Source organism: Pseudoruegeria aquimaris, assembly GCF_900172235.1.
In the GTDB taxonomy this organism is placed as follows: Bacteria; Pseudomonadota; Alphaproteobacteria; order Rhodobacterales; family Rhodobacteraceae; genus Pseudoruegeria; species Pseudoruegeria aquimaris.
The window spans coordinates 1-10,942 of record NZ_FWFQ01000047.1 but is presented as its reverse complement, the minus strand read 5'-3'; the positions used below and the strand labels follow the sequence as shown (position 1 = coordinate 10,942).

The window sequence follows — 10,942 nt, the reverse complement described above, 5'->3', positions numbered from 1 at the left end:
TCATCCTGCCGCAGATCCCGGTGGGCCGCCTCGGCGAAGCCGAGGAGATCGCCCGCTGCGTGGCCTTCCTCGCCGCGGATGACGCCGCCTTCATCACCGGCTCCACCATCTCCGCCAATGGCGGCCAATACATGAGCTGATCGCGCGTCAGCGGACGAAAAGGAAGGGCCGGCACTCTGAACGGGAGGCCGGCCCTTTGCTTTCCACGGATCTACTGGAAACGATCAGCGGGAAGTCTGGCGGGAGAAGAGGGATTTCATCATCCCGGCGAAGGCGGCGCCGCGCTCGGCGTGGGCGGCGCGGATCGCATCGCGGGTGCGGGTCTGGGCAGTGCTCTCGAACATGTCGATCTCGCTTTCCTTAAGTGTTCCTTGTCTGCAATCAATATGACGCGCCAAGAACAAGCCCACAAACGAGACTTTCCAAGGCGTCGATTAAGTTTTACTTGTGTGAAATGCCTGATCGCCTTCCTCCGCTCACCGCCCTGCGCGCTTTCGAGGCCGCCGCCCGCCACCTGAGCTTCGCCAAGGCCGCGGAGGAGCTGAACGTCACCCCAGCCGCCCTCTCCTTCCAGATCAAATCGCTGGAGGCCCATTTCGGGCAGCCCCTGTTTCTGCGCCTGAACCGCGCCGTCGAGCTGACGGCCGCAGGCAAGGCCCTGAGCCCCGGCACCACCGAGGGTTTCGACAGGCTGGCCGCGGCCTGGCGCAGCGCGCGGCGTCTGAGCGAGAGCAACACCCTGAGCGTGACCGCCGGCCCCGCCTTCACCGCGAAATGGCTTGCCCCGCGCCTGTTTCAGTTCGCGCAGGATCACCCCGAGATCGAACTGCGCTTCGCCGCAACGCTCAAGATCGTGGATCTCGCCCGCGACGACGTGGACGTGGCCATCCGTTTCGGGCGCGGCCCGGACGTGGGCCTGCATTCGCGCCCGCTGGCGCAGGAGTGGCTGACCCCGGTGATGACGCCTGAACTGCATCGGCGCTACCCCACGGTCGAGAGCCTGAAGAGCGCCCCGTTGCTGCACGATGATTCCATCGCATTCCTCGATCCGCCCTGCGACTGGGCAGCCTGGTTCCGCGCCGTGGGCGAGGATTTCGCCCCCACCCGCGGCGCGCGGTTCACCCAGGCCGATCATGCCATCGACGCCGCCCTGAACGGTGCCGGCGTGGTGCTCGGGCGGCGCGGCTTCATCGTGAAGGACATCGCCGAGGGCCGGCTGGTGGCCCCCTTCCGCACCGCCCTCGCCATCGACGCCCACTTCCGCTTCGTCTGCCTGCCCGGCACCGAAGACCGCCCGGCCATCCGCGCCTTCCACGACTGGATCATCGCCGAGATTGCCAAGCTGGCCCATATCAGCGAAGAGTTCACTTTCGTGGACGTAAAGGATGTTTCCCCGAAATGACGCAGAACAGGGCCACCGCCATCGGTTTCATCGCCGTCCTGCTCTGGGCGCTTCTGGCGCTCTTTACCGTCGGCTCAGCCCCGGTGCCGCCGCTGCTGCTGAACGCGATGTGCTTTTCCATCGGGGGCGCGCTCGGGCTGGCCTGGCTTTGGCGGACGGATGGCTTTTCGCAGTTGCGGCAGGTGCCTCTGCGTGTCTACGCCTTCGGAACTCTCGGCCTTTTTGGCTACCATTTTCTGTATTTTTCCGCCCTGCGCATGGCGCCCGCCGCGGAAGCCGGGCTGATCGCCTACCTCTGGCCCCTGCTGATCGTGCTGTTTTCCGGGCTTCTGCCCGGGGAACACCTGCGGGCAGGCCACATCCTGGGCGCCCTGATCGGCTTCTCCGGTGCCGCGCTGATCGTTCTGCGCGGCGGGGCCGCCTTCGAGGGCAGCGCCCTGCCGGGATACGGGCTCGCCTTCCTCTGCGCGCTCACGTGGTCGGGCTACTCGGTGCTGTCGCGGCGGCTCGGCGAAACCCCCACGGCAAGCGTAGCCGTCTTCTGCCTTGCCACGGCGGCACTGTCCGGCGTGGCGCACATGGCGCTGGAGGTGACGGTCTGGCCGGAAACGGCACTGGGCTGGGCCTCGGTCATCGCCCTCGGCCTCGGCCCCGTCGGGCTGGCCTTCTACGTGTGGGACATCGGGGTGAAACAGGGCGACATACAGTTGCTCGGCGTCGCATCCTACGCGGCGCCGCTGCTTTCGACGCTGGCGCTCGTGGCGAGCGGCATCGCCGCGCCCAGCTGGCTGTTGCTGGCGGCCGCGATCCTCATCGCGGGCGGTGCGGCACTGGCGGCGCGCGCCAGTGCCCGTAAGTCTGGATGAGCCCGTAAATCAGGCTGGTCTGTCGGGGGTCAGCTTGCGGAAAGGCGCTGGATTTCTTCCTTGAGCCGCAGCTTCTGTTTCTTCAGGGCGGCGATCTCGAGATCGTCGGTGGAGGGGCTTCGGAGCGCGTTTTCGACCTTCTCCGAGAGGATGCGGTGCTTCTTTTGCAGTTCAGCTACATGTGCGCTGACGCTCATGTTTGTCCTCCTATAACTGATCGTTTCAATACGGGATGAGTGCAGCACATATTCCGAGTCGTGTCACGCCCGGGCAGCGTGTTTCGGCGGATTTCGGCACGCGCGCTCACCGCCGCAGCGCGGCATTTCCGAAGCAGGGCGCGGGACGCCTCAACCGGGCAGCGGCAGAGCCGCCCCATCGCGCAGAACGGCGCTGATCGCGGCAGTGTAATCCTCACCGTCGCGCTGATGGGCCCGCCCCTCGTGCAGAAGGATCGGCGGATGCAACCGGAAGGCCGCCCGCCCGCCCTTGCGCGCCTTCAGCAGGATCCGATGGGCCGGCCGGCCCTCCCGCGCCGCAAGCGGAAGAACGGACAGGCTGCCGAGCGCCCCCGGCATCGCCGCCAGAAGATCGGGCAGCCGTTCGGCATCCTGGATCAGCGTGAGCCAGCCTTTCGGCGCCAGCCTGCGCGCGGCGGCCATAAGCCAGTCCGAAAGCGGCGTGGCCTCGCCCATGGCGCGCTCGCGCCCGGCGTCAGGGGCCTCGGTGCCGCGGCTGCGCAGGAAATAGGGCGGGTTGGCGATGACGTGATCGAAGCTGCGCGCCTTCAACTCGGTCGGAAGCCGCGCCAGATCGGCCTCGTGCACCGCTAGCCCGAGCCCGTTTTGCTGGGCGTTGCGGCGGGCAAGCCCGGCGTAGAAGGGCTGGATTTCGACGCCCGTCAACTGCAGCCCCGGAACGCGGGCCCCGAGGCACAGGCTGGCCACGCCGGCGCCGCAGCCAAGCTCCAGCACGCTCTGGCCGGGCCGCGCGTCCACCGCCGCGGCCAGCAGGACCGGGTCCACGCCGGCGCGATATCCCTTCCGGGGTTGCCAGATCGAAAGGCGCCCGCCGAGGAAGGCATCGCAGGTCAGATCTGCTGCCGTCACCGGGCCTCTTCCGAGACCGGGATCTCGTTGTCGCGCAGCACGGCGGCGGCGCGAAAATGATCCTGGCTGCGCACGAGGATGCGGCGCGGCAAAACGCCGATAGAGCCTTCCAGAACGCTCATATTTACGTCCATTTCAAAGCAGTCTATACCCTCCCCCTGTAGCAGGGCTTTGGCAAATGCGATCAGGGTCGGGTCGTTGGTGCGCATCAGTTCCTTCATACCAACCCACTTAATGAGTGACCCCTGCATTTGTCGAGAGCAGTGACGAGAGCGTGATGGCATTGGATAGCAGCACGAAACCGCATGAACGCCTCAGCGCGTATCTGGCGGACGACCTCAACGCGGTGAACAGGCTGATCACCGAACGCATGGCGAGCGAGCACGCGCCGCGCATCCCGGAGGTGACGCGCCACCTCGTGGAAGCCGGCGGCAAGCGCCTGCGCCCGATGCTGACGCTGGCCGCCGCGCGGCTCTGCGGCTACGAGGGCAGCTACCACATCAACCTCGCCTCGACGGTGGAGTTCATTCACACCGCCACCCTGCTGCATGATGACGTGGTGGACGAAAGCGCCCAGCGGCGCGGCCGCCCGACGGCCAACCTCCTGTGGGACAACAAATCCTCCGTTCTCGTGGGGGATTACCTGTTTTCGCGCGCCTTCCAGCTGATGGTCGAGACCGGCAACCTGCGGGTTCTGGACATCCTGTCCAACGCCTCCGCGACGATCGCCGAGGGCGAGGTGCTGCAACTGACCGCGGCGCAGGATCTGCGCACCGATGAGGCGATCTACCTGCAGGTGATCCGGGGCAAGACGGCGGCGCTCTTCTCCGCCGCGACCGAGGTGGGCGGCGTGATCGCAGGCGCCGATGAAGCCAGGGTCCGCGCGCTCTTCACCTATGGCGATGCCCTCGGGGTGAGCTTCCAGATCGTGGACGACCTGCTGGATTACGGCGGCGTGTCCGAGCAGACGGGAAAGAACGTGGGCGATGACTTCCGCGAAGGCAAGCTGACGCTGCCGGTGATCAAGGCCGTGGCCCGCGCCGACGACGAAGAGCGCGCCTTCTGGGCGCGGGTGATCGAGAAACGCAAACAGGAAGACGGCGATCTCGAACATGCCCTCGGCCTTCTGCGCAAGCACGGAACGCTTGAGGAAACCCGCCGGGAAGCGCTGGCGTGGTCGGCCAAGGCGAAGGCCGCCGCCGCCGAACTGCCGGAGCACGAGATCCGGGACATGATGATCGACATCGCCGATTACGTCGTCGAGCGGATCAGCTGATCCAGCACCGCTGACCGCGAACAGCGGTCAGGGCAGGATCCGCCCGGCCGCGACCCACCACCCGGATCGGCCCCGTAGGGCCTCGGCGGCGGATGCCGCTGCCGCCTCGGTTTCATAGAGCCCGAAGCACGTCGCCCCGGAGCCCGACATCCGCGCAAGCCCGCAGCCTTTCGTGGCGGCGATGGCTGCCAGCACCTCACCGATCGCGGGCGCGATGGCGCGGGCGGGGGCCTCCAGATCATTGCGCTGCGCGGCGAGGAACGCCACCACCGGGTCGAACGCCCGAAGCGGAGGCAGAGCCTCCGGCATCGGGGCGTTGTCCCGCACCGCCAGCGCCTTGAAGACGGCCGGCGTCGGCACGTCGATGCCCGGGTTCACCAGAACGACTCCCAGCGGTGGCAGCGGCGCCTCGAGCGGAGCGATGCGCTCCCCGATGCCGCCCATCCGGCAGCCCCGGCCTGCAAGGCAGACAGGCACGTCGGCCCCGAGGCCCAGCACCGCCTCCGGCGCCGGCAGGGGGGCATCGTGGAGCCGGGACAAGGCGCGCAGCGTGGCCGCGGCATCGCTCGACCCGCCGCCGATACCCGCCGCGGCGGGCAGGTGCTTTTCCAGGGTCAACGCCGCCGGCGCCCCCGCCATCAGGCCGGCCGCCCTGAGCACGAGGTTCTCCGGCCCGAGGGGCACGCCCTCGGCGCGCGGCCCGGCCACGGCGAGGCGCATTTCCGGTGCCTTCCCGGCAAGGATCCAATCCCCCACCGAGCAGAAGGCCACGAGCGAATCCAGGAGGTGGTATCCGTCCGCCCGGCGCCCCGTCACATGCAGCGACAGGTTGATCTTCGCCGGGGCGAACTCCCTAACCGTCATTGGCGACGGAGATCGGGTCCGCGCCCTCTTCCTCGAGCACCTTGTCGAGGCCGACTTCGAGCTTGCGGCGGATGCGCTCCGCCTCTTCGGGTTCCGGGTCGAAGGAGAGCGCCCGGCGCCATTGGAATTCGGCCTCCAGGTGGCGGCCCACGGCCCAGTAGGTATCGCCAAGGTGATCGTTGATGATCGGGTCGACCGGCATCAGCTCGGCGGCGCGTTCCATGTGCACCACGGCTTCCTCGTAGCGGCCGAGGCGGTAGAGCACCCAGCCAAGCGAATCCGTGATGTAGCCGTCGTCGGGGCGGGCCGCGACGGCCTCCTCGATCATCTCCAGCGCCTCGTCGAGGTTCTGGCGCATCTCGACCATGGAATAGCCGAGGTAGTTGAGCACCTGCGGCTGGCCCGGGACCAGTTCGAGCGACTTGCGGAAATCGGCCTCGGCCAGTTCCCAGCGGCCTTCGCGTTCATGGGTGATCCCGCGGGCATAGAACACGAACCAATGGTTCGCGTTCGGCTCGCCGTAAAGTTCGAGCGCCTTGTCGTAGGCCCCGGAGGCTTCGTCGAAGCGCTCCATCTGGCGGTAGCGATCCCCAAGCGTCACCCAGACCTGCGGCAGATCCCCGTGGGTCTTGGTCAGCTGCTTGAGCACTTCCAACGAAGCCTCGGGCTTCCCGGCGTCCATCAGCGCCTGGGAGCGGCCCAGTTCGGCGGCGTGGAAGGAGGGGTGATCAGGCGGCACCTTGTCGTAGGTTTCGGTGGCCAGTTCGTAGCGCTCCAGCTGCTCCAGCAGGCCGGCACTCATCAGGATGGCCTCGATCTGGCCCGGGTGCAGCACCTCGGCCGCGCGGGAATAGAGCAGCGTATAGCCCGGCTGCGCATCCGGCCGCAGGGCCTCGGCCACCATGGAAAAGACCTCCGACAGCCCCTCCTTGGGATTCTGCACGATGTCGAAGGGCACTTCTTCGCCCGCGGCGAGCCTGTCGCGCAGGGATTGGACCTCTGGATCCAGATCCCGCCCGGCAACGGCGTCGATCAGCTCGATGGCGTCCTGGTGACGGTCCAACTGGCCCAGCACCTGCGCATGGGCCATCACCCCGCGCCGCGTGGCCTGAAGGGTCACGCCCGTCTCGCCAGAGAAAATCTCGTCCGCGCCCTCGAAATCGCCCACCGAAGCGAGCGCCAACGCCTTGTGGAACAGGCCGAAGGCGGCAAGGCCCGGCTGCTCGCTGACCCCGTCGAAGGCGGCCAGCGCCTCCGACATCTCGCCCTCGCCCACGAGGGCCCAGGCCACGGCGAGACCGTCCACCAGCTGCCCGACGCTGCGCCCGGCCTGAAGATCGGCGATGGCGGCGGCGTAGTCTTCCTTGAGGAACTGGTCGATCAGAAGCGTCATGTGCGCCGTCTGGGAGTTGATCCCGCCGGCGACCATCCGGCGCGCGATCGGTACCGCGCGGTCAAGCTCCCCGAGCCCGAGGAAGGCGGTGAGCGCGTTTTCCATCAGGGCCGGGTTGCCGGGATCGAGCACGAGAGCACGGGTGAAGTAATCCGCGGCCGCCTCGTAATCGGAGAAGACACTGGCATGACGGGCCGCCAGGTAGGCTCCCGCCAGCCCGTCCTGCGCCTGCGCGCCCGGCGCCAGCACCGAGGCGCCCATGGTTGCGAGCACGGCAAGTGCCTTCCACTGTGTCCTGATCACGCGCATTGCCCCTGTGTTTCATGAACTACTGAGCGCGAACCTAGGGCTTTGCCACGGGCAAGGCAATGCGGGGCGCCCGATGTGGGCGCCCCGCTGCCGAGAAAGTTACATGTTGGGGTAGTTGGGCCCGTCGCCGCCCTGCGGCGTCACCCAGTTGATGTTCTGGGAGGGGTCCTTGATGTCGCAGGTCTTGCAGTGGACGCAGTTCTGGAAGTTCACCACGAAGCGCGGATCCTTGCCTTCCTCACGCACCACCTCGTAGACGCCCGCCGGGCAGTAGCGCTGCGCCGGCTCGTCGTATTGCGGCAGGTTCACCATGATCGGGATGCTCGGATCCTTCAGCTGCAGGTGGCAGGGCTGGCTTTCCTCGTGGTTCGTCATCGAGAAGCTGACGTTGGTCAGCCGGTCGAAGGAAAGCTTCCCGTCGGGCTTGGGATAGTCGATCTTCGGGAAGAGCGAAGCCCGGCCCGTGGCCTCGGCATCCGTCTTGCCATGCTTGAGCGTGCCGAAGGGGGAGAAGCCGAAGAGGTTGTTCACCCACATGTCGAAGCCGCCGGCCACGAGCGAGGTGGTGAGGCCGAACTTGCTCCAGAGCGGCTTCACGTTGCGCACGCGCTTCAGATCCTTGCCGATCGCGCCTTCGCGCACCTCGGTTTCATAGGCCGTCAGCTCGTCGCCCGCGCGATCGGCCTTGATCGCCTCGAAGGCGGCTTCGGCCGCGGCCTTGCCCGAAAGCATCGCGTTGTGGTTGCCCTTGATGCGCGGCACGTTGACCATGCCCACCGAGCAGCCCAGCAGCGCCACCCCCGGCGCGACCATCTTCGGCATCGACTGGTAGCCGCCCTCGCTGATCGCCCGCGCGCCGTAGGCGACGCGCTTTCCGCCCTCCAGCAGCTCGGCCACCATCGGGTGGTGCTTGAAGCGCTGGAATTCCATGTAGGGGAAGAGATGCGGGTTCTCGTAGTTCAGGTGCACCACGAAGCCCACGTAGACCTGGTTGTTCTCCAGGTGGTAGATGAAGGAGCCGCCGCCGGCGTTCGAGCCGAGGGGCCAGCCCATCGTGTGGGTCACGGTGCCCGGCTTGTGCTTGGCCGGGTCGATTTCCCAGATTTCCTTCATGCCGATGCCGAACTTCTGCGGCTCGTGGCCCTCGGAAAGGTTGTATTTCGCGATCACCTCCTTGGAGAGCGAGCCGCGCACGCCTTCCGAAAGGAAGACGTATTTGCCGTGCAGCTCCATGCCCGGCTCGTAGCCCGGCCCCGGCGTGCCGTCGGGGTTCTTGCCGAACTCGCCGGCGACCACGCCCTTCACTTCGCCGTTCTCGCCGTAGACCAGTTCGGAGCAGGCCATGCCGGGGAAGATCTCGACGCCCAGCGCCTCGGCCTGTTCGGCCATCCAGCGGCAGACGTTGCCCATCGACACGATGTAGTTGCCGTGGTTGTTCATCAGCGGCGGCATCGGCCAGTTCGGCACGCGGATCTGGCCGGCGGCGCCCAGAACGTAGAAGTTGTCTTCCGTCACCGGGGTGTTGAGCGGCGCGCCCTTTTCCTTCCAGTCCGGGATCAGCGCATCCAGGCCGCAGGGATCCAGCACCGCGCCCGACAGGATGTGCGCGCCCACCTCGGAGCCCTTCTCCAGCACGACGACGTTGAGGTCGGCGTCCAGTTGTTTGAGGCGGATGGCCGCCGAAAGCCCCGCGGGGCCGGCCCCGACGATGACCACATCGTATTCCATCGATTCGCGTTCGATCTCAGACATATTCTCTTCCCCGCGGCGCAGCGCGCTCATCCATGTTCGCTAGCTCTCTGGTAAAATGGCCTACAAACCCCGCCCCGAGCGGTCAATCGGAACACAGCGTTATTCCGCCCGATAGCGACATTCGGCCCCGCAAATCCCGCTTCGTTTCCCCTTGTCTTCGCCGGGCGCTTCCGGCAAAAGCCGTTCCCCGGTCGCCGGGCACCTCGGAAGGGGCCGGCAGGCAGGCGCCGGCACCACGCGCGCAGGCTTGACTTTCGCCGCGCCGCCTGAGTTAACAACGGGATATCGCCGCCGGTCCAAAGACGAAGAAAACAGGGCATTCATGGAAAAGATACCGATGACCCGCGCGGGCCACGCCGCGCTGGATGAAGAACTGAAACGGCTCAAGTCGGTGGAACGCCCGGCCATCATCAAGGCCATCGCCGAGGCGCGCGAGCACGGGGATCTGAGCGAGAACGCAGAGTATCACTCCGCGCGGGAGAAGCAGAGCTTCATCGAGGGCCGCATCAAGGAACTCGAAGGCATGCTTTCGCTCGCCGACGTGATCGACCCCTCCACCCTGTCCGGCGCCATCAAGTTCGGCGCGACGGTGACGCTGGTGGACGAGGACACCGACGAGGAAAAGACCTACCAGATCGTGGGCGAGGCCGAGGCCAACATCGAGAAGGGCCTGCTGAACCTCAAATCCCCGCTGGCCCGCGCCTTGATCGGCAAGGAAGAAGGCGACAGTGTCGAAGTCCGCACGCCGGGTGGCGTCCGGAGCTACGAGATTTTGAGTGTGAGTTACGTCTGAGGCACCATCGGCCCGGGCGCGCAGGAGGCTGTTCATGGCCGAACCGCAAGAGAAGGGCCGGCCCGTTGCCGGCATCTATTCCGTGCAGTCCCGCGATAGCGGGTCCCGGGCGGCCGACCGGATCGCAGCGATCCTCACGGCCGTCTGGATCGTGCTGGTGGGCGGGTTCCTCTTTGTCATGCGCGACGCGCCCGAGGCCCTGAGCGGGCTGGACCCGGTGCAGTTCGTCATGGTCCTGATGGCCGTCTTCCTGCCCGTCGCCATGATCTGGATCGGTGCCTGGGCGGCGAAGAGCAGCCGGATCATGCGCGAGGAGAGCGCCCGGCTGCAGGCGGCCATCGACGCCCTGCGCCAGAGCTACATCGCGCAGCAGAAGGCCCTGGAAACGGCGCCCCGGCCCGACGTCGAGAAGAAGCTCGAGGAAATCGCCGCGCGCACCAAGGAAACCGAAGACAGGATCGCCACCTTCACCTCCTCCCGCGAGAAGGGCGAAACGGTGAAGATCTCTCACGAGATCGTGCGCACCGCCACCGAGGAGGGGCAGGCCGCGCTCGAACTGGGCACACCCGCCGAAGCCCTGCAACCGCCGCTGTCGCGGGCCGATTTCATCCGGGCGCTGAACTTCCCGGAAGACGTGGATGACGTGGACGGTTTCGCCGCGCTCCGCCTCGCGCTCAAGCATCGGGATACGGCCAAACTCGTGCAGGCCGCGCAGGACGTTCTGACGCTTCTGAGCGAGGAAGGCATCTACATGGACGACCTGCGCCCCGATCGCGCCCGCCCCGAGGTGTGGCGGGCCTTCGCCGCCGGCGAACGGGGCCGCGCCGTGGCGCCGCTGGGCGGGATCCGCGATCGTTCCTCGCTCGCGCTGACGGCAGCCCGGATGCGGGCCGATCCGATCTTCCGGGACGCGGCCCACCACTTCCTGCGCCAGTTCGACACCCGCTTCGCGGAATTCGCCGAAGGGGCAACGGATGCCGAGATCGCGGCCTTCTCCTCCACCCGTACCGCGCGCGCCTTCATGCTGCTGGGCCGGGTCTCCGGGACGTTCAACTAGGTCGTGAACTCATAAACGGGATTCCGTTTTTGGCGGTGTGATGATTCACTTTCGGAAACGGAGGTGAGCATGACGGGCAGACACGATGTGAGCGATGCGGAATGGGCGGTGATCTCGCCGCTGT

12 protein-coding genes are annotated in these 10,942 nt (G+C 67.0%); 6 read left to right on the top strand and 6 right to left on the bottom strand.

Annotation, left to right across the window (positions count from 1 at the left end; genetic code table 11):
- The 3 genes from PSA7680_RS18100 to yddG all read left to right on the top strand — a co-directional run.
- Positions 1–140: SDR family oxidoreductase (locus tag PSA7680_RS18100; RefSeq protein ID WP_139838719.1), on the top strand; the 140-nt coding region annotated here is incomplete at its 5' end.
- 314 nt (positions 141–454) lie between these two features.
- Positions 455–1,402 carry a transcriptional regulator GcvA gene (locus PSA7680_RS18095; protein WP_085870066.1) on the top strand — a complete coding sequence of 316 codons (948 nt, stop codon included), beginning with the start codon at positions 455–457 and terminating at the stop codon, positions 1,400–1,402.
- Positions 1,399–2,268, top strand: a complete 870-nt coding sequence (gene yddG, locus PSA7680_RS18090; RefSeq protein WP_085870065.1) for an aromatic amino acid exporter YddG — start codon at positions 1,399–1,401, stop codon at positions 2,266–2,268. Before PSA7680_RS18095 ends, yddG begins: the two co-directional genes overlap by 4 nt.
- A 29-nt stretch (positions 2,269–2,297) precedes the next feature.
- On the opposite strand, the gene PSA7680_RS18085 is transcribed toward yddG, so the two are convergent.
- From PSA7680_RS18085 to PSA7680_RS18075, 3 genes are all read right to left on the bottom strand, one after another.
- A complete protein-coding gene (locus PSA7680_RS18085; RefSeq protein ID WP_085870064.1) occupies positions 2,298–2,465 on the bottom strand; it encodes a YdcH family protein in 168 nt (55 codons plus the stop codon).
- A 150-nt stretch (positions 2,466–2,615) separates the two neighbouring features.
- Positions 2,616–3,374: a tRNA1(Val) (adenine(37)-N6)-methyltransferase gene (locus PSA7680_RS18080; protein WP_085870063.1), complete on the bottom strand. Its 759-nt coding sequence runs from the start codon at positions 3,372–3,374 to the stop codon at positions 2,616–2,618.
- Positions 3,371–3,595 (bottom strand): putative signal transducing protein, encoded by a 225-nt coding sequence (locus tag PSA7680_RS18075; protein WP_085870067.1) that lies wholly within the window; start codon positions 3,593–3,595, stop codon positions 3,371–3,373. Before PSA7680_RS18075 ends, PSA7680_RS18080 begins: the two co-directional genes overlap by 4 nt.
- Before the next feature lie 56 nt (positions 3,596–3,651).
- On the opposite strand from PSA7680_RS18075, the gene PSA7680_RS18070 reads away from it, so the two are divergent.
- Positions 3,652–4,650, top strand: coding sequence for a polyprenyl synthetase family protein (locus PSA7680_RS18070; protein ID WP_085870062.1), 999 nt, complete (start codon positions 3,652–3,654; stop codon positions 4,648–4,650).
- 27 nt (positions 4,651–4,677) lie between these two features.
- Here PSA7680_RS18070 and PSA7680_RS18065 read toward each other — a convergent pair whose 3' ends face one another.
- The 3 genes from PSA7680_RS18065 to PSA7680_RS18055 all read right to left on the bottom strand — a co-directional run bounded on the left by PSA7680_RS18065 (position 4,678) and on the right by PSA7680_RS18055 (position 8,968).
- Positions 4,678–5,514, bottom strand: coding sequence for a 4-(cytidine 5'-diphospho)-2-C-methyl-D-erythritol kinase (locus PSA7680_RS18065; protein WP_085870061.1), 837 nt, complete (start codon positions 5,512–5,514; stop codon positions 4,678–4,680).
- Positions 5,504–7,216: a tetratricopeptide repeat protein gene (locus PSA7680_RS18060; protein WP_085870060.1), complete on the bottom strand. Its 1,713-nt coding sequence runs from the start codon at positions 7,214–7,216 to the stop codon at positions 5,504–5,506. Before PSA7680_RS18060 ends, PSA7680_RS18065 begins: the two co-directional genes overlap by 11 nt.
- Before the next feature lie 99 nt (positions 7,217–7,315).
- Complete coding sequence (locus tag PSA7680_RS18055; protein WP_085870059.1) at positions 7,316–8,968, bottom strand: electron transfer flavoprotein-ubiquinone oxidoreductase; 1,653 nt, start codon at positions 8,966–8,968, stop codon at positions 7,316–7,318.
- Between the two features lie 322 nt (positions 8,969–9,290).
- Here PSA7680_RS18055 and greA point away from each other — a divergent pair, with 322 nt between their 5' ends.
- Positions 9,291–9,761, top strand: coding sequence for a transcription elongation factor GreA (gene greA / locus PSA7680_RS18050; RefSeq protein ID WP_085870058.1), 471 nt, complete (start codon positions 9,291–9,293; stop codon positions 9,759–9,761).
- A gap of 34 nt (positions 9,762–9,795) precedes the next feature.
- The gene (locus PSA7680_RS18045; protein WP_085870057.1) at positions 9,796–10,818 is read left to right on the top strand and encodes a hypothetical protein; all 1,023 of its coding nucleotides are present in this window, start codon (positions 9,796–9,798) and stop codon (positions 10,816–10,818) included.
- Positions 10,819–10,942: the final 124 nt, after the last annotated feature.

Coding starts and splice junctions, on each gene's coding strand:
- PSA7680_RS18095 (WP_085870066.1), top strand. CDS start 455: ATGCCTGATCGCCTTCCTCCGCTCACCGCCCTGCGCGCTTTCGAGGCC.
- yddG (WP_085870065.1), top strand. CDS start 1,399: ATGACGCAGAACAGGGCCACCGCCATCGGTTTCATCGCCGTCCTGCTC.
- PSA7680_RS18085 (WP_085870064.1), bottom strand. CDS start 2,465: ATGAGCGTCAGCGCACATGTAGCTGAACTGCAAAAGAAGCACCGCATC.
- PSA7680_RS18075 (WP_085870067.1), bottom strand. CDS start 3,595: ATGAAGGAACTGATGCGCACCAACGACCCGACCCTGATCGCATTTGCC.
- PSA7680_RS18070 (WP_085870062.1), top strand. CDS start 3,652: ATGGCATTGGATAGCAGCACGAAACCGCATGAACGCCTCAGCGCGTAT.
- PSA7680_RS18065 (WP_085870061.1), bottom strand. CDS start 5,514: ATGACGGTTAGGGAGTTCGCCCCGGCGAAGATCAACCTGTCGCTGCAT.
- PSA7680_RS18060 (WP_085870060.1), bottom strand. CDS start 7,216: ATGCGCGTGATCAGGACACAGTGGAAGGCACTTGCCGTGCTCGCAACC.
- PSA7680_RS18055 (WP_085870059.1), bottom strand. CDS start 8,968: ATGTCTGAGATCGAACGCGAATCGATGGAATACGATGTGGTCATCGTC.
- greA (WP_085870058.1), top strand. CDS start 9,291: ATGGAAAAGATACCGATGACCCGCGCGGGCCACGCCGCGCTGGATGAA.
- PSA7680_RS18045 (WP_085870057.1), top strand. CDS start 9,796: ATGGCCGAACCGCAAGAGAAGGGCCGGCCCGTTGCCGGCATCTATTCC.